Source organism: Mucilaginibacter flavus (assembly GCF_030409315.1).
GTDB lineage: Bacteria > Bacteroidota > Bacteroidia > Sphingobacteriales > Sphingobacteriaceae > Mucilaginibacter > Mucilaginibacter flavus.
On the sequence record NZ_JAUFPS010000012.1, the window covers coordinates 336,774 to 359,091 of the forward strand.

At 42.6% G+C, this 22,318-nt stretch carries 22 protein-coding genes; 6 read left to right on the forward strand and 16 right to left on the reverse strand.

Translation table 11 applies throughout. The features are described from left to right. The first annotated feature begins 28 nt into the window (after positions 1-28). From QWZ17_RS04155 to QWZ17_RS04165, 3 genes are all read left to right on the forward strand, one after another. A complete protein-coding gene (locus tag QWZ17_RS04155) occupies positions 29-904 on the forward strand; it encodes a helix-turn-helix transcriptional regulator (RefSeq protein WP_290303681.1) in 876 nt (291 codons plus the stop codon). Between the two features lie 4 nt (positions 905-908). Further along, entirely contained in the window at positions 909-1,325 is a 417-nt protein-coding gene (locus QWZ17_RS04160; protein ID WP_290303682.1) for a DUF983 domain-containing protein, read from the forward strand. Positions 1,326-1,399: 74 nt separating this feature from the next. Continuing rightward, positions 1,400-1,549 (forward strand): hypothetical protein, encoded by a 150-nt coding sequence (locus QWZ17_RS04165; RefSeq protein ID WP_290303683.1) that lies wholly within the window; start codon positions 1,400-1,402, stop codon positions 1,547-1,549. 105 nt (positions 1,550-1,654) lie between these two features. On the opposite strand, the gene QWZ17_RS04170 is transcribed toward QWZ17_RS04165, so the two are convergent. Continuing rightward, the gene (locus tag QWZ17_RS04170) at positions 1,655-1,981 is read right to left on the reverse strand and encodes a hypothetical protein (RefSeq protein WP_290303685.1); all 327 of its coding nucleotides are present in this window, start codon (positions 1,979-1,981) and stop codon (positions 1,655-1,657) included. Between the two features lie 236 nt (positions 1,982-2,217). After that, entirely contained in the window at positions 2,218-4,053 is a 1,836-nt protein-coding gene (locus QWZ17_RS04175; RefSeq protein ID WP_290303686.1) for an ABC transporter ATP-binding protein, read from the reverse strand. A 163-nt stretch (positions 4,054-4,216) separates the two neighbouring features. Here QWZ17_RS04175 and QWZ17_RS04180 point away from each other — a divergent pair, with 163 nt between their 5' ends. Further along, positions 4,217-4,861, forward strand: coding sequence for an HAD family hydrolase (locus tag QWZ17_RS04180; protein WP_290303687.1), 645 nt, complete (start codon positions 4,217-4,219; stop codon positions 4,859-4,861). Here the strand turns inward: QWZ17_RS04180 and accC are convergent, their stop codons facing one another. The 9 genes from accC to QWZ17_RS04225 all read right to left on the reverse strand — a co-directional run bounded on the left by accC (position 4,862) and on the right by QWZ17_RS04225 (position 14,187). Further along, the gene (gene accC / locus QWZ17_RS04185; RefSeq protein ID WP_290303688.1) at positions 4,862-6,343 is read right to left on the reverse strand and encodes an acetyl-CoA carboxylase biotin carboxylase subunit; all 1,482 of its coding nucleotides are present in this window, start codon (positions 6,341-6,343) and stop codon (positions 4,862-4,864) included. Between the two features lie 515 nt (positions 6,344-6,858). Continuing rightward, complete coding sequence (locus QWZ17_RS04190) at positions 6,859-7,395, reverse strand: c-type cytochrome (protein WP_290303689.1); 537 nt, start codon at positions 7,393-7,395, stop codon at positions 6,859-6,861. Positions 7,396-7,501: 106 nt separating this feature from the next. Then, the gene (locus QWZ17_RS04195) at positions 7,502-8,338 is read right to left on the reverse strand and encodes an SDR family oxidoreductase (protein WP_290303690.1); all 837 of its coding nucleotides are present in this window, start codon (positions 8,336-8,338) and stop codon (positions 7,502-7,504) included. A 132-nt stretch (positions 8,339-8,470) separates the two neighbouring features. Then, positions 8,471-9,469, reverse strand: coding sequence for a Hint domain-containing protein (locus QWZ17_RS04200; RefSeq protein ID WP_290303691.1), 999 nt, complete (start codon positions 9,467-9,469; stop codon positions 8,471-8,473). A 190-nt stretch (positions 9,470-9,659) separates the two neighbouring features. Then, complete coding sequence (locus QWZ17_RS04205) at positions 9,660-10,832, reverse strand: pyridoxal phosphate-dependent aminotransferase (RefSeq protein ID WP_290303692.1); 1,173 nt, start codon at positions 10,830-10,832, stop codon at positions 9,660-9,662. 185 nt (positions 10,833-11,017) lie between these two features. Next, positions 11,018-11,938 (reverse strand): flavin monoamine oxidase family protein, encoded by a 921-nt coding sequence (locus QWZ17_RS04210; protein ID WP_290303693.1) that lies wholly within the window; start codon positions 11,936-11,938, stop codon positions 11,018-11,020. Then, on the reverse strand, positions 11,904-12,602 hold the full coding sequence (locus QWZ17_RS04215; RefSeq protein WP_290303694.1) for a flavin monoamine oxidase family protein: 699 nt from the start codon (positions 12,600-12,602) through the stop codon (positions 11,904-11,906). The genes QWZ17_RS04210 and QWZ17_RS04215 overlap by 35 nt, the downstream gene beginning before the upstream one ends. 248 nt (positions 12,603-12,850) lie before the next feature. Beyond that, positions 12,851-13,552, reverse strand: a complete 702-nt coding sequence (locus tag QWZ17_RS04220) for a hypothetical protein (protein ID WP_290303695.1) — start codon at positions 13,550-13,552, stop codon at positions 12,851-12,853. 74 nt (positions 13,553-13,626) lie between these two features. After that, positions 13,627-14,187 carry a hypothetical protein gene (locus tag QWZ17_RS04225; protein ID WP_290303697.1) on the reverse strand — a complete coding sequence of 187 codons (561 nt, stop codon included), beginning with the start codon at positions 14,185-14,187 and terminating at the stop codon, positions 13,627-13,629. A gap of 44 nt (positions 14,188-14,231) precedes the next feature. On the opposite strand from QWZ17_RS04225, the gene QWZ17_RS04230 reads away from it, so the two are divergent. Then, a complete protein-coding gene (locus QWZ17_RS04230; protein ID WP_290303698.1) occupies positions 14,232-15,242 on the forward strand; it encodes a threonine aldolase family protein in 1,011 nt (336 codons plus the stop codon). A 161-nt stretch (positions 15,243-15,403) separates the two neighbouring features. Here QWZ17_RS04230 and QWZ17_RS04235 read toward each other — a convergent pair whose 3' ends face one another. Beyond that, on the reverse strand, positions 15,404-16,426 hold the full coding sequence (locus tag QWZ17_RS04235; RefSeq protein ID WP_290303699.1) for an aldo/keto reductase: 1,023 nt from the start codon (positions 16,424-16,426) through the stop codon (positions 15,404-15,406). A 187-nt stretch (positions 16,427-16,613) separates the two neighbouring features. Between QWZ17_RS04235 and QWZ17_RS04240 the strand changes: the two genes are divergently transcribed. Next, positions 16,614-17,699 carry a DNA topoisomerase IB gene (locus QWZ17_RS04240; protein ID WP_290303700.1) on the forward strand — a complete coding sequence of 362 codons (1,086 nt, stop codon included), beginning with the start codon at positions 16,614-16,616 and terminating at the stop codon, positions 17,697-17,699. Between the two features lie 477 nt (positions 17,700-18,176). On the opposite strand, the gene QWZ17_RS04245 is transcribed toward QWZ17_RS04240, so the two are convergent. The 4 genes from QWZ17_RS04245 to pdxH form a co-directional block, all read right to left on the reverse strand. Further along, positions 18,177-20,510: a M56 family metallopeptidase gene (locus QWZ17_RS04245; RefSeq protein WP_290303701.1), complete on the reverse strand. Its 2,334-nt coding sequence runs from the start codon at positions 20,508-20,510 to the stop codon at positions 18,177-18,179. An 11-nt stretch (positions 20,511-20,521) separates the two neighbouring features. Further along, positions 20,522-20,878, reverse strand: a complete 357-nt coding sequence (locus QWZ17_RS04250) for a BlaI/MecI/CopY family transcriptional regulator (protein ID WP_290303702.1) — start codon at positions 20,876-20,878, stop codon at positions 20,522-20,524. Positions 20,879-21,085: 207 nt separating this feature from the next. Continuing rightward, positions 21,086-21,583 (reverse strand): NADH-quinone oxidoreductase subunit C, encoded by a 498-nt coding sequence (locus QWZ17_RS04255; protein ID WP_290303703.1) that lies wholly within the window; start codon positions 21,581-21,583, stop codon positions 21,086-21,088. After that, entirely contained in the window at positions 21,580-22,227 is a 648-nt protein-coding gene (pdxH, locus tag QWZ17_RS04260) for a pyridoxamine 5'-phosphate oxidase (RefSeq protein WP_290303704.1), read from the reverse strand. The genes QWZ17_RS04255 and pdxH overlap by 4 nt, the downstream gene beginning before the upstream one ends. Positions 22,228-22,318: the final 91 nt, after the last annotated feature.

Genomic DNA, 22,318 nt, shown 5'->3' on the forward strand with positions numbered 1-22,318 from the left:
GTAATGGTATTGTATATAACTTTGAGGCATGATGCAAAGCATTCCGGTTTATGATATTTGTTCCCTGTCTGACGTTAGGCAGGACGACCTGTTAGTAAGCCGGTTTGCTCCTTATCTCGATTCGCACAAAAAGCTATTTTTTCCGCACAGACACTCTTTTTACCACCTGGTGTTATTTACAGAAGGCAGCGGCAGCCATACTATTGATTTTGAAAGCTTTGAGGTAACACCCGGTCAAATTTATTTTATGATACCGGGGCAGGTACACTCCTGGCATTTTGAAGGCTTTACAGATGGGTATATCATTAATTTTTCTGAGGATTTTATCCAGTCGTTTGTATTACAACCCGCGTACCTGCATAACTTTTCATTTTTTAGCGGGAGTTTGAAAGATGCCGTTATCAACCTGCCTAAGGATAGTTTCAACATGGTGAGGACGGTATTAGAAAACATCCTTACCGAGATCATTAAACCCGCCACCGGTGGCAGCGATATGGTACGTTCACTCATGTTGCAAATGTTTATTCACATTAACAGGCTCAATGCCAATCCGGATGTGAGCATTAAACCTACTTACAACCAAACACTGCTTAAAAACTATCAAAATTTAATAGAGCAGCATTATATAGATATTAAACTACCAAAGGATTACGCCGAACTGCTTTACATCACCCCAAATCATCTTAACGCGGTTTGTAAAGACCTTGTAGGGCTTTCGGCAGGGGAGTTGATCCGCAACCGTACTTTATTGGAAGCCAAACGGATGTTGGTAAACCCCAAACTGAGTATCAGCGAGATATCACTTAAACTAAACTTTAGCGATAACTCTTACTTTACCAAATTTTTTAAAAAAGCAGAAGGCATCAATCCCGAAGAATTCAGGAAACAGATATTAAAAAATTAAAATTATGGATACGATCATGGAAAATAAAGAATACAAACTGGCAGCCTGGCCTGCCATAGTACACGCCAAATGCCCCCGTTGTCGTCGTGGCGATTTATTTATCAACAGCATGTATGGTTTTAAAGGCCAGGAGATGCATAAAACGTGTTCACATTGCGGTTTAACCTATGAGCGCGAACCCGGCTACTTTTACGTGGCTATGTTTGTGAGTTATGCTTTAAACGTTGCTGAAATGGTTACACTTGCTGTGGCCATTCATGTGCTGAGCGGCAGCAATAATCCATGGGTATATTGCAGTATTATATTGGCTGTGGCTGTAATATTGTCTCCTTTTAACTTCAGGTATTCAAGGGTGGCTTTATTACACTGGCTTACACCAGGCTTGCATTACCATCCCGAAATGAGTAAGGATAATTTATAACCGGTTAAACCCCGCGTATTTGTTTTCGTCAAAATTATAACAGTTCACATTTACCGGACTTAATTTTTTGAGTTATGAAAACGAAACTAAACACCATAAAAGCCGATATGTACAGGGTATTTGTACTTGGTAATGCCGATAACGTTCAATTAGCAAAAGCGTACTTTTTGTTAGCAATCCCATTGCTAACCGTATTTTTCACTTTGGGGCGTTTTAAATTTTAACCCCGAGCTGTATTTAGCGGCACCATAAAACAAGCAAGCCCTTACATTACTGTAATGGCTGCTTGCAACTGTTCCCTAACTAAATTAAACTAAAATTAACTGACTTTATTTGAACTTTTGGGGCGATTCTAAATGATTCATGGCCATTTGAAACTGATACAGGTAACTATACGTTTTGACTGCGCAGTTTTGCTCAAACTCAAAGCCCATGTTTAATTCTATAGATGCTGCTCTTTTTAATCCGGTAAGGATAAACGGGCTGGTTTGAGTAACAGCCACAACAGTATCTTCAGTGCTTTTGCCGTCTGACCTGGGCGAAGTAAACTCATCTGTTTGTGCCTGACTCTTGCTGTCGGAAGCAAACATGTTGGCGCATGCGATCAAAATGAGCGAGGCGCATACAAAAAATAAAAAATGGTAAAAAAGTTTCATAGTGATAGGGGTATTAAGTGTACACTTAGGTGTTAACTAAATGTTACTTCAAAGATAAGGCTTCATGTTTAAAAAACATACGGGGATTTCACCCAAAATCGTGCGTATTTTTACGCAATCTTCAAGAAAATTAGGTTTAGATTGAAATTAGTTTTTCCCAAACAAGGAATAATTGAATTTAAGATAACAGTATCCCAAGCAATAGTTACTACAAACTGATATCTAAAAACTGCAAACTACCTATACCCGGCCGCCTGCAAATCAAAAAGTTCGGCATAGCGGCCTCCTTTAAGCAGCAATTCTTCATGGCTGCCAATTTCTATCAATTGGCCTTTTTCCAAAACCAATATCCTATCAGCCATACGTACGGTACTAAAACGATGGGAAATGAGTACCGCCGACCGGCCTTTGGTTAGCTCGGCAAAACGCTCAAAAACATTAAATTCAGCACGGGCATCCAATGCCGATGTTGGTTCGTCTAATATCAGCAACTGAGCGTCGCGCATGTAAGCACGTGCCAAGGCTACTTTTTGCCATTCGCCACCAGATAGTTCAACACCGTCGGCAAAGCGCTTTCCTAATTGCTGATCATAGGCACCGGGTAGCTTGGCGGCCAATACATCGGCCAGACTCTGACGCGCCGAGTTCTCTATCAGAGGGCGGTTTTCGGCCTCGCTTATTTTACCTACAGCAATATTCTGAGCAAAGCTCATCTGGTACCGCAAATAATCCTGAAAAATAATACCAACATTAAGTCTCAAATCGGCAAGGTCATACTCGCGCAAGTCGATACCATCTAATAAAATCCGCCCTTCGGTAGGGTCATACAATCTCGACAGTAATTTTACAAGGGTGGTTTTACCTGCACCGTTCTCCCCTACCAGTGCCAGTTTTTCGCCTGGGTAAAGCGTAAAATTCAGGTAGCGGTTTGCCCATCTTTCGGAGTTAATATATCTGAAACCAACATTTTCAAAGGTGAAACCGTGCTGTATAACTTTAGGAAAAGGCAATGCGTTTGCAGCCATCGTTATTTTAGGCTCGATCTCGAAAAACTCAAAAAAGTCGCGCAAGTATATTGCCCCTTGCGATACCGCTGTAAAACGGGTTAAAATACCTTCTAACAAAGCCCGTAATTGCCGGAATGAACCTGCAAGAAAAGCAAGTTCGCCAATAGTAACGCTACCGTTTACTGCTCTGTAAATGATTACCACATAAGCACCGTAGTATCCTAAACTGCCCAGCATGGCAAAAAAAGTTCCCCATAATGATCGTTTAATAGTTAGGCGCCTGTTATCGTCATAAAACTTGCCGGATAATTCCTTAAAACGGTTGATGATGAAACCCGAAAGATCAAAGATCTTAACCTCTTTAGCCGTTTCATCGCTGGCACCCAGGTATCGGATATAATCCAACTCGCGGCGCTCTGGTGTTTGACCACGGGTGAGCGCGTAGCTGCGATCATTAAAATACGATTCACCTAAAAAAGCCGGGATAATGGCTATCAATAATAAAACTATCAGCGATGGATTAAAAGTCATTAAGCCAACGGCTAAAAAGCCCATGGTGATCAAATCCTGTACCTGGCTCATCACCTGCGACAGTAGTATAGTGCGCCCTACCGTTTGTTGCCTGGCCCGCTCCAGTTTATCATAAAACACCGAATCTTCAAACTGATCAAGATCAAGCGTTGCCGCGTGTTCCATAATCTTTACCGAAGTGTGGTTGCTAAACAAATCGCCAAGCAAACTATCCATAAGCGTAATAGCCCGGCTCAAAGCATCGGTAAGTATAGCCAATGCAAACTCCAGCCCAACCAATTCCCAAAGCGGGGTTAAATCCTTAACGGGCGCGTGGCTTATAAAAACTACCTTATCAATAATAAGCTTACCAACGTATAACAAACCGAGGGGCATTGCAGATCGGGCAATTCGTAACAGCGCGTTAACTACCGTCATCCATGGGCTGGTTTGCCGTACCAGCTTAAAAAAAGCCGGCAGGTTTTTAAGCGCTTCAAATCGTTCCTTTAAAGTAACCTGGTTTATGGTATTTTTGGGCGGGCGGTTAGTATTCAATATTTTATAGCTTTGGGTAATGCTTTAAGCAAATTTAACCTATTTGTAAACTCACCATGTTAATTGGCGTGTATTTTACATTCTGTTGTTATTTCTTTTAAATACAAAATAAGTGTATTCCATTTGCTTCAGGGCAAAATAAACCCTTACTTTTGCCGCCAGCATGGATACTTCACTAAAAAACAAATTCGACAGTATAATTTTTGATTTAGACGGAACCCTTTGGGATAGCACCGCGAACGTTGCCCTGGCCTGGCAAACCGCTATTTCAAAAGTTGATTACCTGAACGAAGAAATGACTGTTGAACGTGTAAAATCAATTACCGGAATGACGTATGATTCCATTTTTGATAAGCTGTTTCCCACCCTTAACACTGAACAGCGCAAAGAAGTGCAGGCCTTGTGCGCTGTTAGCGAACTGGAAATTTTGCATACCCGCGGCGGCGAACTTTATCCAGAGCTTGAACAAACCCTGAAATACCTTGGCACAAAATACAAGTTATATATAGTAAGCAATTGCCAAAGCGGTTACATTGAGGTGTTTTTAGATTTGAATAACATGCATCCCCATTTTTTAGGGCATCAGTGTTTTGGCACAAAAGGCAACCCTAAGGCTGATAATATTAAAGATATTGTAAACGACCATCAGCTTAAAGCACCCGTTTACGTTGGCGATACCATGGGCGATTACACATCAGCTACCAAAGCAGGCGCGCCTTTCATTTTTGCCAGTTATGGTTTTGGCGTAGTAGCCGATGGAATGGTAGCCACCATAGATACTTTTAGCCAACTGACCGAACTGCTGTAATTACAACCGGCTCCTGTTTTTTACCCAGTTACTATTTTCAGCAACCGCGGTTGTCGAGTTGGCTATTTTTTGCGCACCTAACAAATGTCCCATCAATATAGCGGCAATTTTTGCTTCATCGGCGTTGCCTGTTTGCAATACATCGGGCGTAAAATACTTTTTCACAAAGTGGGTATCAAAATTGCGAGATGTAAAAGCCTCGTGCTGCATTACAAATTTTCCGAAACCAAGCGTGGTGGTTATTCCGGTAATCTGATACTCATCTATGGCCCTTATCATGCGTTCTATTGCTTCATCCCGGTCTTTACCATAGGTAATCAGCTTGGCAATCATGGGATCGTAATAAATAGGGATTTCCATACCTTGCTCAAAGCCATCGTCAACCCGCACACCGGGGCCTTTAGGCGTAATGTAGGTTTGTAAAGTGCCAATATCCGGCAGGAAATTATTGGCGGGGTCTTCGGCATAAACCCTCAACTCAACCGCGTGGCCTTTTATCTGCAAATCTTCCTGTTTAAAGCTTATGGGTAAGCCACGGGCAATATTAATTTGCTCTTTCACCAGGTCAATGCCGGTTATCAATTCGGTAACGGGGTGCTCAACCTGCAGGCGGGTGTTCATCTCCAGGAAATAAAAGTTAAGGTTATCATCCATAATAAACTCCACCGTGCCCGCGCCGGTATAATTTACAGAACGGGCCACATCAACAGCGCATTTGCCCATTTGCTCACGGATTTGCGGTGTAAGCACTTTAGATGGAGCTTCTTCAATTACTTTTTGGTGCCTGCGCTGTACGGAGCAATCGCGCTCAAACAGGTGTACTATATTGCCATGGTTATCGCCTAAAACCTGGATTTCGATATGCCTGGGAGATGATACATAACGTTCAATAAAAACCGATCCGTCGCCAAAGGCCGAGGTAGCTTCTGATACGGCCAGCTGCATTTGTTCCTCAAAATCATCAGGCCCATCAACAATGCGCATGCCTTTTCCGCCGCCGCCTGCGGCGGCTTTTATCAAAATAGGAAAGCCTACCTCGACAGCCCGTTTTTTAGCCTCTGCAACGTCGGTAATAGCCTCCTCCGTCCCCGGAACCATGGGGATGTTATATTTTAAGGCCGCAGCTTTTGCAGATAATTTATTACCCATTATTTCCATAGCCTCCGGCGATGGACCAATGAGTATCAAGCCTGCTTCATGTACCTGCTTTGCAAAAGCGGCATTTTCGCTCAGAAAACCGTAACCTGGATGAATGCCCTCCGCGCCTGTTTTAATACAGGCCGCTATAATTTTATCACCAACAAGATATGATTGATTAGAAGGGGCCGCACCAATATGCACAGCCTCATCGGCATAGCGTACGTGTAAGGCATCCCTATCTGCATCTGAATAAACAGCAACAGTTTTAATACCCATTTCCCGCGCCGAACGCATTACCCTTAAGGCTATTTCACCACGATTGGCAATCAATATCTTTTGCATAAAACAAATGTAATTGATTTAACGGCTTGGCAACAGGAATTTTTAGGGAAGATTGAAAAGATGAACAACAATACGCCACACCTTAAGTTAAGCGGCTTACACTTATGCTCTTTTATCTAAACGATACGTTTTACGGTTACAGCGATAACAAACATAATGCTTAAGAGGCAACCACGAAAAAAAGGTTCTTACAAATAGCCCGCGCCTTATGCGGGACAGACTACCGGCGCAACCGCGACAACGCAGTTCCTGCTGATTAACAAGCGGTTTCATCCGGGTTACATTGTCGATACCTGATTTTGTACCTATATCGGCTGTCATAGTGTAGTTGTTTTAATTAGGGGTATTATTTACAACTAAATTAACCATAAATCATGAATTTATAATGAACTTTGGGCAAACACCCTACAAAAAGGGTTAAAACACCCGTATTTACCCCGTTTTTTCACCTATTGTAAACCAAAAACGCCCTTAATTTTTAATTAAGAGCGGTTTTAAAATTACCTTATGGGCAATTATTCCTTTTTATCTGGTGCCGGAGTACCCGCTGGCGGAGGCCCTTGCTGACCAGCCGGTGCCATACCCGGAGGCGGAGGCATACCCGGACCGCCCGGAGGAGGGCCACCAGGGCCGCGACCCGCAGGTACGGTTACCTCTGGATGCGCAACACCGCGGTGACAGGTATTACAATTAACACCCGCTTTCATCACCATACCTAACGAATCTTTTTTAGCATGAAAATATTTATCATTGATCTTATCCATCATCTTGAACATATCACGTGCCATTTGCTTTTCTGGCTTGGCATCGCTTGCCCAATCCATTTGCTTGGCTGCTTCATCACGTACATGGCAAAAATTGCAATGCACACCCAATGAATGCTCCCACTCTTCCATCACTTCATGAAGCTGATCTTTTGTAATATTTTTAGGCAATACTTTAAGGTTTTTCCAACCTTCATCAGCAGGTTTTGGTGTTGTGGAAGTCATGGCTCCAAGCACAACTACCGACATTAAACCCAGCGTGACTAACATTTTTTTGTTTATCAGCATAATTGTCATATTTAAGTCATCTAATGTAGATATTAACTTTGAATGTTACAACTTTTAAATGCTCCAACCACAGGTAATTTTTCAGATACAATGCGGTATACTGTATTTACCTGGTTACCAGTTTTTCGCTGATGGCCCATAGCTTATCACGTGCGGCGGTATCTGTAGCAAGGGTCGATGTTTTTGCTACCTTTTTCTTTTTAAAATAGCTGCCATTATATTTATCAAGTCGTGGTGCTGTCGCCAGGAATACCGTGGTTTCTGCACCTTGTTTTGCCGAGATCATGAAGAATGATCTGCCTAATGCCACCAGTAGTTTCTTAACGCCCTTAAACTCATTCCAGAAACCAGTACTTACCACACCCGGATGCAGCGAAAAAGCAAGAATACCCGTGCTGCCAAATTTTGACGCCAACGATTGGGTGAAATAGATATTGAACAGCTTATTCATCCCATACGCTTTCCAGGCGTTATAGGATTGTTCCCATTGCAGATCATCAAATTGCGGCACACCAATTTTATGTGCTTCAGAACTTACATTAATAACACGCGCCTGCCCTTTTTGTAGTAGCGGCATCAGGCTATTGGTTAGCAAAAAATGACCTATGTGATTGGTAGTAAAAGTCATTTCAAACCTATCCTTACTTAACTCCCGCTCCTGGAAAACGCCACCTGCATTATTGATCAATATATTGATTGCAAACAGTTTACCTGTTAACTCGGCAGCTGCATCCTTTACAGTTTGTAAATCGGCTAAATCGCACTTTAGTACATAAATCTGGCTGTTGCCTGTTTCGGTAATAAGGCGTTTTTGGAGTTCATCGCCCTTAATAATATTACGCACCAGTAAATAAAGCGCATGCCCTTCTTTAGCCAATGCCAGCGCGGTTTCCTCGCCTATGCCCGATGTGGCTCCGGTTATAACAGTTGTTTTTATTGCCATGAGGCCTCCCAGCCCCCGTTAACCAACGGGGAGTTTTTTGATTAGCGCGCAAGATAGTTGTTTTGCTTCTATCTATAGGTGATCTTTTTTAAGCCTGCCCTTCAGGGGAGGCTTGGAGGGGCTCTTGGCCTTTTACTTCTGCATCACCATAACACCATTCATCAACAGTGTGCTGCCGCCATCGGCTACAATGTTGTATACCTTTTGAATGCCGCCGCCTTTTTCTGTTTTTTGAAGAACAGTAAAAGCTTCGTATTTGCCGGTTTTTTCATTCAGGCAAAGTACTTCCTGGCCGGTTTTAATCTCGCCCATTTTTTGACTGCCTTGTTTGGTTAACATAGGGTGGTTTGGCGTAGCCTGTAACACTTTGGAGTTAAGATTAATGAACTGGCCAGCCTTGGTATCTTTCACCACTGCCGATACCAATACCAATCGTGTCAGCGCATAGTTTTTTGCATCGTGTGTGGTTAGTTCTTTTACTTTTACCACCGAACTTTTGTTGGTTGCGGGATCGATGGTGATCACTTCATCGCCGGCCTTAACGGTTTTAAGCATTTTGGTACCGCCACCTGCCATGGTAACCATTTCATCACCGGGGAAACAAATATCGTTACCATAAGTAGCCGATTCTTCTTTCATATCCTTGCCGCCATTCAGCATTTTATATTGCTGAAAGCTCATTTCTTTTGAAAGCACATACGATAGTTTCAGGATAAAATTGGTTTCCTCTTTGTTGATGTTATCAATATCTAAAAAGTATTTTTCCCAAACTTTGGCATCGGCGGTAAAATCAGGCATTAAAGCCTTGTACATTTTGCCTTTTTCGTTGGTGTAAAATATCATCAGGCCAATTTCCTGCATGCCCTCTTTGGCGATGAGTTTATACAGATCGATACGTTTTTTTAAGCCATCCGATCCGGTAATGAAGTAAGGCTTGCGGTTTTCATACCTGTCAAGCACATACGCGTTATCAAATTTAACGTAGGTATCCTGGTCAAGATTGGCAATGGTATAGCCCTGTGCCTTGGTATACTCATCCATGGTAAGCGGCCTTGGGTTTACCGCAGCGGTTTGAGCATTACCTAAATAAATGCAAGATGATAAAAGTAGAGTTAGAGTTAATTTGCGCATTGGGAAAAGAGTCAAGAATCAAGAGTCAAGAATCAAGATTTTTTCCTGAAAGCGCTTGAAACCGATTCTGCGATTGATATTTGTTATGTTGTATTAATATCTGGGATTTTGTTTGTTGGAACGAGGCTACTGAAAGGTTAGAATCAAGATTTTTTGTCTTAACTCTTGATTCTAACCTCTTGATTCTTTCTTAAGACAGTTGTTTAAACGCGTCTGCAAAGGCTTCCATTTCGTCCATCCGGCCGATGCTTACACGGCACCATTCTTTGCCGTTAAATTGCCAGCTGCGTACGCCAACACCGCGTTTCATCATTTCGCTCACAAACTTTTTGCTGCCCATTTTTAAGGGGAACATCACAAAGTTGGCCGACGATGGGATGTATTCGTAGCCTTCTTTTTTCAGTACCGAGTACAGATACTCTTTTGAGGCCAGTGTTTTCTCTAACGCCTGTTTTAAAAATGCTTCCTCGCGATAAGCAACAAGGGCGCCAGCGATGGTTGTTGCCGATAATGAGAAACCTGTTGTATAATTAGATAAAACCTTGATAGTTTCTGGCTGGGATACGATGTAACCACAACGCAGGCCTGCAAAACCATACAATTTACTAAATGTGCGCGCCACAATGATATTGTTACTAGCCTTCATCGTATCTATCATACTTGAACCTTTGGGATCGGGCAGGTAATCGATATAAGCTTCATCAACAAATACGGTTACCTTTTTAGATACACGCTCGCAAAATGCTTTTAGTTTGGCTGTATCTAATATAGTAGCGGTAGGATTATTAGGGTTACAGATGTAGACCAAACCTGTGTTGGCATCAATTTTCGCTTCCATAGCATCAAGGTCGAGCTTATAATCGGTAGTTAGCGGCACTTTAATCCATTTGCCTTCTAATCTTTCGGCATGTGATGGCAGGTCGTCATATGATGGATCGCCGGTGATGATGCTTTTACCACCCTTGCTGTAATACATGGCAGCCGCAAGCAGTAAGGGCGACGAACCAGATTCCATCAATATATTGCCTGAAGAGATCCCTTCATAAGCCGCGATTTTATCATAAAGCATTCCCATGCTTTGCATAGGGTACTGATAACCCAGATCGATAGCATCCTGGATTGCTTTTTTAGCAGCCGGCGACGGACCAAACGGATTTTCATTAGCCAGCAAGCGCGCCTTTAATACCGGTGGAGCATCTGCAATAGCATCCATATCGGTAAAGCGTTTGGCCATCGGGACCAGTTTTTTGGCAACAGGCATCGCGGCCAGCTTGCTGATAGTTCCCGAAAAGAAGGCCAGTCCCCCGGCCATAAATGCGCTGGATTTAATCCAGTTTCTGCGGTTAAGTGAGTTTGTTGCCATGGTGGTTTTAAATTAGAATCAAGAGTCAAGAATCAAGAGCCAAGACGCATGATGGTTATTCTTTACAATATTGTTAGTTAGCTGGAATTATTATCGTTAAAATTCTATTTTGATACTCCACTTCAAAAACCTTTTCCTGCAGCTGTCTTAATTCTTGACTCTTGGTTCTTAATTCTCTTCCCCGCTTATTTTACCATCGGGTACGATGCCCTGCCATCTGTTACCCGGGCATGTAGCGCGGCTACGGTGCTGCGGGCCGATTCAAAGGCGCCAGCCATCCAGGCATTTAAATAAGTAAGATGTTCGCCTGCAAAGTATACCTGCTTATCGGGTTTTAACAGCGCCGGGTATTGGGTTTTGCGGGTATCGGTATTGTAAACCGCCCATCCGCCTAAATTGTACTTTGTTTTATGCCAACTTACCGAAAAAGAACTTTCAAACTCCTTATCATATTGCGGATGGATCAATCTCCCTTTTTCAAGGGCGAACTTTTCCCTTTCAGCATAATTTAAAGCACCAATTTTTTGGGCTTTTTCGTTAAAATTGTAATATCCTATTAAGATACCCTTTTTCCCTAAATAATCATAAGACGGATAAAATATCTGCGTTAAATCATTGTTGGTGTGCGTAATACCTCCGTAAAGATGCTCATCCTCTTCCCAAAACCTACGCTTAAACTGTAAGCCAATTTTACCGGTTTTAATGTATTCGATATAATCAATAGCCCTGCTTACATCGCTTGAAAAGTTATTGCTGATGTTGCTCAATACAGGCAATGGTAAAGTACAAATGCACATATCGCCGTTGAGTAAGTGTTCGCCCAGGACATCTTTGTATTTGATCTGAACACCTTCGGCCAGGTTGTTAATGGCGGTTACTTCGGCACCCATTTTTAACATCGGTGCTACCTTTTTTTCGAGCGCCTTAGCTATCTGATCCATACCGCCAACGGCCTGAAACATGGTCATTTGCAGTTCGTAAGTATATTCGGCCACGTTATAAAAATCCGGGTCCATCAAACCGGAGTGAATAATATCCGCCAGTTTATGCGGATCGGCAATTTTTCCAGGCCTATCCCCCGCCCCCGGCGATTCGGGTGTAACCACGCCTTGCTGATGCTTTATAAAACTTATCTACATCCAGGCCACCTTCGGCCTGCAGGTATTCAATGATCCTTTGTCCGTCCTCTTTGGTAAGGCTGCCATCCAAACTTCCATGATCGATGCTTTTAGCCAGCATTTCGGTCATGTAACCACGAATGTCGTTATGTACTTCGCGTACCTTAATCTTTTTGTTACTCAGCGGCCCTTTACCCTCGGCAAAGTAATAAGCGCCCTCATTAACGTTATTGTAAACCTGTAAAGGCACCCCCAACTCCTTGCAGTAATGCAGGGTAAGTTCATGATGGTGCGGGATACGTGAAGGGCCGGCGTTAAAATACTGCCCTTCGTCAAACTTAGCAGTAGCCATGGGTTTATCAATCTCTAGGTTGGTGCTGCCATTACGGATGCTCCAACAACGCCCACCTGCACGCTGACGGGCTTCAAGGATAGTACATTGGTAGCCTAATTTGGTAAGTTCATAAGCGCTGGTCATACCGGCAAGACCACCGCCTAAAATAATGACGTGTTTCCCTTTACCGGTGCCCTCCAGGTTAAAAGCATGTGCGGGGGCCGATTTTAACAAGCCTAAAGCCATCATTGCCGGGTATGCGCCACCGGCAAGCATGGCACCTTTTCCTAAAAAATCTCTTCGGGTAATTGTTTTCAATAGGCTTGTTTTACTGTTTTACAATTATGCAAGCCCTAAGATACTTTTTTAAATGATTTAATAAAATATTAACCTTATTTTTTTAAATATGATAATTTCTACGGGTTTTGTATACATTATTAACAAAAAATTAATAATGGTTTATTTTAACGTATAAACTGGTTTTAACTAAACAGCCCGGATATCCAATTCGGATGTCCGGGCTGTTTCTTATATATAATCGTGTTTTGGCGACCACAAAACATTAATCAGGGTTTCGCGCCGGTGTGCGATGCTATCATTTTATTATAATAATCAAGCAGCTTATCGATATTACGGAGATTGTATTTATGCTCTTTGATATTGTCAACCACCTGTTCCTCATCGCCCATAACCTCAACCATAATATCTTCAAAGTTATCATCGGTAAGGCGTTTCATTTCGGCAGTGCTTTCGCCGTAGTAGTAAACTGTTTTGCCGCTTTTGCCGCCACCGTTGCCACCGCCCCCTCCCAGGGAAATACCAACACCGCCACCCAGGCCACCACCGTAACCGCCGGTACCATAACCTGCAGATACTCCTGGCGAAAAATGCACGCCGCTACTACCGCTGCCGGTACCACCTTTAGCCATATAAAGTTTTAGCGGCGCATCTAATACCACCTGTACAAAATCGGTTTCTTCTTTACTCCACGCTTCATTTTGCGGGGCGTGGGCAACTACAAAGCTATCCTTACCCGCTACAAAACTACGTATATCACTTGCGCTGAGTTTATAAGGATTGGCCTTCGGGTCGTCCCTAAACTCAATGAACCCTTCGTCTTTTATAGGGCCTTTGCCACCGGGGTTTACGCGCACCATACCAACGGTACGGTTACCTTTAACATCGGTAAAATTGCCGGGCTGCCATTTTTGGGCCCACACGGGGCTACTGGCTATCATTAAAAACAATATAATTAAGTTTAAACGCATAACTAATTAAAATAGATTGAACGTAGTTTTTACAAATTTAATGTGCGCAGGCCTATTAACATCGTGTAACTTTATTATCGTACTTTATAGTACTTGATAAGGTCGTCCATATAAAAATAGGTAAAAGTACCATTTTGAATATTGGCTACCGCGTTTGGCTTTGCTTCCATAATATGGCTCAAAACCTCTTTAAAGTTTTTACGGGTAATTAAACCCAGATTGTCCGGATCGGTACCAAACAGGTAAATACCATCTGAAGTATGCAGGAGAAAATTACCTCGATCATAAAATACCGAATGATAAATTTTTACGGGTGTATTAAGCAATACCTCTAAAATAGGCACCTTGCTGATGCCCGGATTACGGCTTACCACAAAACTATCAACCCCCATAGTAAAATTATTGATCGCACCAATGTTGATATCGTGCTCAAAAGCAGTGTCTGTTTCCTTGTAAGTAATGTAGGTATGTCCAATATTAAAAATGCCGCCCTGGGGTATTTTAACTTTTATAAAACCGGGGTGCTGGTTACCTAAGGTATCGGTGTAGCCTCCCTGTTTAAATTTATCAACCTGCTGCGCTTTTGTAATTACAGTAACACTTAAAATACAGAATAAAAGTAAAATTGAACGCATAAGATGCTGATATTTGAATTTCAAAAATAATTTAATTTTTTAAAATGACTGTTGATTTACGCAGCGATACCGTTACCAAACCCACCCCGGGAATGCTGGAAGCCATGTGGAGCGCCAAAGTTGGAGATGATGTTTTTGGCGAAGACGAAACTATAAACACGCTTGAGCAAAAAGCCGCCGCCATGTTTGGCATGGAAGCCGGCTTGTTTTGTCCATCGGGCACCATGACTAATCAAATTGCCATTAAGTGTTTTACCCAACCCTTAGACGAGCTCATAGCCGACCAAACCGCCCACGTTTACCGTTATGAAGGCGGAGGCATAGCCTTTAACTCCGGCGTATCAACCCGTTTGCTGGATGGTTATCGCGGCATCATCACCCCCGAAATGATAGAGCCGGAGATAAACGCCGAAAACATCCATTACCCGCACACCAGCCTCGTAGTATTGGAAAACACAGTAAATAAAGGCGGTGGCAGCTGTTACACATTAGATAACATTGCGCCCATAGCGCAACTATGCCAGGATAAAGGCTTAAAACTGCATTTAGATGGTGCGCGAATATTTAACGCCCTTTCCCATACTGGCGATAAGGCTGTGGACTATGGTAAATACTTTGATGGTATTTCAGTTTGTTTATCAAAGGGATTAGGCGCGCCGGTGGGTTCGGTATTATTGGCCGATGCTGCTACCATAAAATATGCCCGCCGTATCCGCAAGGTATTAGGTGGCGGCATGCGCCAGGCCGGTTTTCTGGCCGCGGCAGCTATTTATGCTTTAGATCATCACGTAGAGCGCCTGAAGATTGATCATGCCCATGCCCGCATTTTAAGTGAAGAGCTAACCAAACAAAGCTGGGTAACCAACGTAATGCCTGTAGAAACCAATATTGTACTATTTGATACCGTTGAACCGGCAGCTATAGTATTAGCCAAACTGGCCGCCAAAGGCATCAAAGCCAGCGATACCGCCAAACACCGCATCCGTTTTGTAACCCATTTAGATGTGCATGCAGACCAGGTTGAGTATGTGGTGGGGGCGTTGAAAGGGTTGTAGTCCGAAAGTCGGAAAAGTCCGGTAAGTCCGAAAGTAGCTTCAATTTATAGTCCAAAAGTCAAAAAAGTCCGAAAGTAGCGTCAGTTAGCATTAATTTAACTACTACTACTTTCGGACTTTTCTGACTTACCGGACTTTACCGACTTTCGGACTTACCGGACTTATTTAGGTACCCTATCGGCCGATTGTCTTTCAACCATCCAGCCAGGGTATTCACGAGGTAAAGCACTCACTTCGTCGATGCGTTTAAGTTCATCGGCAGATAGTTCAACCTCGATAGATTTAAGGTTATCATTCAGTTGATCGATATTTTTAGCACCGATAATGGTACTGGTAATGCCTTTTTGCAAACGAACCCAGGCCAATGCAATCTGTGCTGCCGAGACACCTTTTTGATTTCCTATCTCCGCAATAACATCTACAATATCAAAAGCTTTCTCTTTATTCACCGGTGGAAAATCAAATGCCTCCCTGCGCGATCCTTCTGATTTCTGGTTATCACGAGTATATTTTCCCGATATAAAACCACCGGCCAGCGGGCTCCAGGGCATTACGGCCAGGTTTTGATCTTCGGCAACAGGCAACAATTCCCTCTCAATATCCCTGCCTGCCAATGAGTAAAAATACTGCAGACCAACAAATTTGTTCCAGCCATTTTTCTCGGCAATGCCGGCGGCTTTCATCACCATCCAGGCCGGCCAGTTACAGCAGGCTATGTAACGCACCTTGCCGCTCAGCACAATATCGTTTAAAGAACGCATAATCTCTTCTACCGGGGTTTTAAGATCAACGCCATGTACGTAAAGCACGTCGATATGATCGAGCTGTAAACGCTTTAAACTGGCGTCAACCGAATTGAAGATATGGTAGCGCGACAAGCCGGTATCATTTGGGCCCTGCCCCATCCGGCCCCGTACTTTGGTTGCAATAACCAATTCCTGGCGGTTAAGGCCCAAATCAATTATCGATTGACCTAATAATGTTTCTGATTCGCCAAAAGAATATACGTTGGCTGTATCAATGAAATTGATGCCCGAGTCGACAACGGTTTTCATCAATTCGTTTACGCCCTCCTGCTTTATCTGCCCAATGGCTTCCCACCAGCCCGAACCACCAAAAGTCATTGCACCAAAGCAAATTTCGGAAACCAGCAAGCCGGTATTCCCTAAAAAATTGTATTTCATAAGTTTGATGTTTGTTGAGTGTGAAGTTAGGGAAATGAGGGAGAAGAGTCAAGAACTTAGAGGCAACAATCAAGATAGTTACAAAGCTGTGAGAGAATTATCGATGGTCTAAATTAGGATGATTGCCAACACCGTTTGCGTAGGCAGCGTTCTTAAAACTTAATCCCGCATGCCTTGTTATGTTATCATGAACCGTCTCCTTCAAAAACTCGAAAAAATTGGCCGCGACCCAAAGGTTACCGCTAAAGCCGTTGGACTACGTTATGTATCGGATTCGTCGCCGGGTTATACGCGCAAGAAATCGGGCAAGGGATGGAGTTTTTATGATGCAGATGGCAAACTTGTGAAAGATAAAGAGCTAATTGCCCGTTTTAACAAACTGGTGATTCCGCCGGCATATACTAACGTTTGGATCTCGCCTTATGATAACGGGCATTTACAATTTACCGGTACCGATGCCGCCGGGCGCAAGCAATATCGCTATCACTCTGGCTGGAACCAAATCCGCAATCAATCCAAATACCATCGCCTGCAAACCTTTGCCGAGCATTTACCCGCTATACGCGAGCAGGTTGACAAAGATTTAAAACGGCATAATCTTGATCACGAAAAAGTAGTAGCGCTTGTGGTGCGGCTAATGGAACTTACCAGCATTAGGGTGGGCAATGAATCGTACAAAAAGCTTTATGGCTCTTTCGGACTTACCACGCTGCAAAACAGGCATATTAAAATTGAAGGATCGAATATTAAGTTTGAGTTTAAAGGCAAAAAAGGCGTTTTTCATAAGGTAGCACTGCAAAGCCGCAGGTTGGCCAACCTGGTTAAGCAATGCCGGGATATACCAGGCAAGGAGCTTTTTCAGTATTATAACGCCGACGGCGACCGCTGCAGCATTGGATCGGGTGATATCAACACCTACCTCAAAGAAATTACAGGAGAGGATTTCACCGCCAAAGATTTTCGTACCTGGAGTGGCAGCGTAAGTGCCTTGTACGCTTTTAAAGAAGCAGGCGAGTTTCAAAACGTAACCGAGTGCAAAAAGAAAATTGTGAGCGTGCTTGATGAAGTGGCTATCAACCTGGGTAACACCCGTACCGTTTGCAAAAAATATTACGTGCATCCATCGGTGATTAAAAGCTATGAAGATGGCACCATTTTTAAATATATCGATAGCATCAACGAAAAAGAAGACGTAAAGGCCGCCGAACTTAATATTGCCGAAAAAGCTTTGATCAAACTTTTAGAAACAGAAAAACTCGCTATAGCGAGTTAAGTGAATGGTTGATTTGGATGATTAAGTTGATTAGGTTGTCTGAATCAGAATTTTCAGAAGCTGTTTAAAAACATATGGAAGCGTCATTGCGAGTATTTAATCCAAGGATTCTGAAAACGGAAATGACATAAAAGTTTGTCATCCTGAGGAACGAAGGATCTTCTTCGCCCTGCTAATTGCAGACTTTTCTAACGAAGAAGATCCTTCACTGCGTTCAGGATGACAAACGTTTTTTACAAAACGTTATGAATACGAAGCAATGACGTGGGCATATAGTAGTTTTATTTGATCATTTTCAAACGGCTTCTCACGATTATAGAATTTTCAGAATAACAAATTCCCTTAAGCATAATCCAACCTAATCAACCACTCACCAAAGCTGATCGGGCTGAAAAAGTTTATAAAAGCGTTATATAAAGAACGATTATTAACTATTAACTGATCCTATTCAACTTAATCAACCCAATCAACTACTCACTATTTCTTTTTCTTCAGCTCGATAACAATAACGCCTTGTTTGGCTTTTTCTCCATATTTTTTTGCAGCAGCGGCATCATCTTTTAATACAGTAATATCTTTAATGTCTGCTGGGTTAACCTTTTTAAATTCGGCCTGGTTAACCTCTTTACCATCTACCAAAATCAACGGGCTTGCTTTATCATTGTCGACATCGGTTCGGTACGATATTTTCCATTTCGAGGTAGTGGTTTTCGGGGCGTTTTGATCGCTCATCACCACAACACTATCTGATAAGGGAATGCCGTTTACAGTTACATTACTTTTCACAAGCTGTAATGTATTGGCTTTTCTGGCGGTAACATATACTTTGTTAACTGTTCCGGTACCAGTAGTGGCGTTATCATCCAATACTATTTCTGGAGTGCTGGTACCCGATGAACTGGTTGTTTTACCGGTTACCTTTACCAAGGTCAATTTTGATCCTGCAGCATTCTTTTTGTCTACCCTGGTATCCTTTACTATTACAAAAGTACCTGGTGCACCTTTTTTATCATCGGCAGTTACATTGGTAAAACCATTTACAGTATACCTAAGTCCTTTTGAGCCGTTATCGTCTAAGCTATCTTTGCTATCTACTTTAAGGTTATATACCATTACGTTGGCAACCTTGCCTTTCAAAGGCATGCCGTTTAAACCTTTTACCCCCGCGCCGGCTATAGCCGTATTATTACCTGTATAGCCATCCAGCTTCTCTTTAAATTTTTGTCCTTCGGCCGAGTTTTTTGTGGTGATGAAAATTACCGCGGTGTTATCGTCCACCTTTTCATTGATAAATCCTGCGGCTCCTTTGGCATCAAAAACGTTCACGCTAAGTATATCGTCGGGATCAACATCTTTAATTTTTCCTTTTTTACCATTTACGTATACCAACGATGAATCGCTATTGGTTACTATGAAAAAATGCTTCGATTTTTTGAGCGTGTCTGCTGATAGATGACTGGCAATATCGCTATCTATACTTTTAATCTTTTCATTTACCCTGTAAAGCGCGTCCCTGGAAACACTTTGTACTTTAATTTTGCCCGAGTTAACCAATTGTGATATTTTTTTTCTTAAAGCTATACCTGCAGTAGTATTCTGCCGGGTTGCAAAAGCAATTGTATGTTTACCATCGCCTATGTTAAAATATTTTTTCGCATCGGCAGCTTGTATATAATCCAGGCTTTCGGTATCGTCGGTAAAGTGTGTTCCTGTTGGTGTATTTGTTACCTGCACGCCATCTACATAAAAAACCGCGTCGGCAAAATTATTTTCAAATACCATCGGCGTTGTCGCATTGGCCGATGTTTTAGTACTTGCCGTATCGACACCGGGTAAAATAGATTTTATACTTGCAGTAAGTTTGTTAATACCCACCGCGTTGCCCACATTATTTGAAATAATAGTTATCGTTTTAAAAGCCTTGCTTTTTTTAACAAAATCGGCTTTAGATATACTGAAAACCAATAGCAAACCAATAACAGCCGGTACCATAAACGCGTAGCGTGTAAGGTTAATTTTTGAAGATCGTTTAGCGTTCATCATGATGATGCGTTTTTTAATGGTTGATAAATTAAAATGGTTAACTATACCCGGCTGTGTATTACTAAAACCTACCGAAACCAGGCTGTACTGATAGGCTTTGCTATCTATTCCTTTTTTAAGAATTTTTTGATCGGTTATAAACTCAATATTTTCGCGGATAGCCCGTTTCATGAGCCAGACGCCAGGATTAAACCAGTAAAAGATGCTGCTTAACTCGGCCAGCAAAATATCGGCTGTATGCCATTGATTTACGTGCACCTGTTCGTGCAATAAAATGGCTTTCAGATCGGCGGGTTCATGTTTGGCTGGGTTTACAAAAATGCTTCGCCAAAAGGAAAATGGCGCGGCATCATCGTCCATCACCCGCACGCTATGATCGCCAATGGTGGCGGGCTGCGAGTTTTTGAATAGCTTGTATAATGAAAAAAGCTGCACCAGCAGGCGGATAGCCAATAGTACCGCCCCTATCCAAAAAACGGCTTCAATATACAGCCAATATGCGGGCTGATGAACCTTTTGTGCCAGAGCCTGGGCAGGTGCCTGCCAGTTAATAACCACCCGTTGAACCGGGCGGGCCAGTTTCTCGTGGCGTTGCAAAAAATCGGTAAGGTTTATTTGGGGGTAGATGCTTGCAAATAAAATAGCTGCAAGCAGATAAACACGGTTAAGCGTATAAAAGGTAAGGTGCCTTAATACCAGGTAATAACCGGCGCAAAACAATAACAGGGCAATATTTACTTTAAGTAAAAAAACAAACAGTGCTGGCATGGTTATAGGTTTTATTGTTTTTCAATCAGTTTAATGATCTCTTCCAGATCCTTAGCGCTAACTTTTTTCTCTTTGGCAAAAAAGGTAACCAGGTCTTTATAGGAGTTTTGGAAATAGTCGCTTACAAAGCCGCTCATGAAGCGTTTTTTGTATTCTTCCTCCTTAATGGCAGCGCTATAACGCAGGGAGTTGCCCATTTTTTCGCTTCTTAAAAAACCCTTACGTTCCAGGTTTTTTATTGTTGATGCCAGTGTGGTGTAAGGTGGCTTAGGCTCGGCCATCTGATCTAAAAAATCTTTTATAAACCCGGCTTCGCATTGCCATACCGCCAGCATGGCTTCTTCCTCTTGTTTTGATAATTTCTCCATTTCAATTACGATTATTTCGTAAATCTACGATTAATTCGTAATTATCAAAATATTTTAACAAATTTTAACAGCCTCACCCTGCCCTCTCCAAAGGAGAGGGTTCTAAAAAAGGAAAGCCGCATGTAGTTTCACTACATGCGGCAGTATATTAATTAAAGCCATGCTAATCAAAAGTCCTCTCCTTTGGAGAGGATTTAGGTGAGGCTCCTAATCCACCTTAATCCCTTTATAATACTCGGCAGCCTGATAATCTTTTCTAAGCGGAAAACCATCCCAATCATCGGGGAGCAGTATGCGGCGTAAATCGGGGTGACCTTCAAAAAAGATGCCTAACAAGTCGTAGGCTTCGCGTTCATGCCAGTCGGCAGTGCGGTATACCGTGGTAACGCTTTTAAATTCAGGCAACTGATCGCTTTCGCGGTCATGCGGCTTGCTTACTTTAAGGGTAAGCTGTGTTTTAAAGGGGATGGATGTTAAATGATAAACCACACCGTAACGGTTGGCATCATCATTATAATGCATCCCGCTCAGGCTGGCTAAAAAATCGAAATACGTTTTAGGGTTATTGCGCAGCTCCAGGCAAACGGCAACAATATCGTCGGGATTAATCAACAGGGCAGGTTGTAAGCCTCCGGTTTCTTCGCCGGCAATTACAGCCTCACCAAATTTTTCGATGAGTAATTGTTTAATATCGGTAAACATCATGGCGCTAAACGTACTTTTTTCCAGGTCTTTTTATCGGTTCTTTTGTACAGTATACGATCATGCAGGCGGCTTCTTCTGCCCTGCCAAAACTCTACCAATTGCGGTTTTAAAATATATCCCCCCCAATATGATGGTTTTGGTATGTCTTTATCCTCGTATTCGACCTGTAGTTCGGTCATTTTTTGCTCCAACACATCCCGGTTTTCAATTTCCTGGCTCTGTGGCGATGCTACCGCGCCTAACTGGCTTAGTTTAGGGCGCGAGTGAAAATATCTTTCAGATGCTTCTTTAGTTAGTTTCTCAATAGTACCCTCAATGCGCACCTGGCGTTCCAGTTCGCCCCAAAAAAAGGTGATAGCGGCCTGTGGGTTTTTGGTAAGTTCCTTACCCTTGCGGCTTAAATAGTTGGTATAAAATATAAAGCCATTGGGGTTAAAACCTTTCAACAATACAATACGCGCCGATGGCTTGCCATTGGTGGTAGCGGTAGCCAGTGTCATGGCGTTGGGCTCATGCAATTTTGCGGCAACAGCTTCGTTAAACCATTGTTCAAATTGATTTATCGGGTCGCCTTTAGTGTTTTGCTCTTCTAAGGTGGCGGCAGCGTAATCCTGCCTTAAGTTTTGTAGTTCCTGCTGATCCATCGATGCAAACTTACAAATTAATTAATCCGTATAACCTGATAACAATCATTTTCGTTTTCGTTATTGGACATATTTTTACTATGCTTGTTGT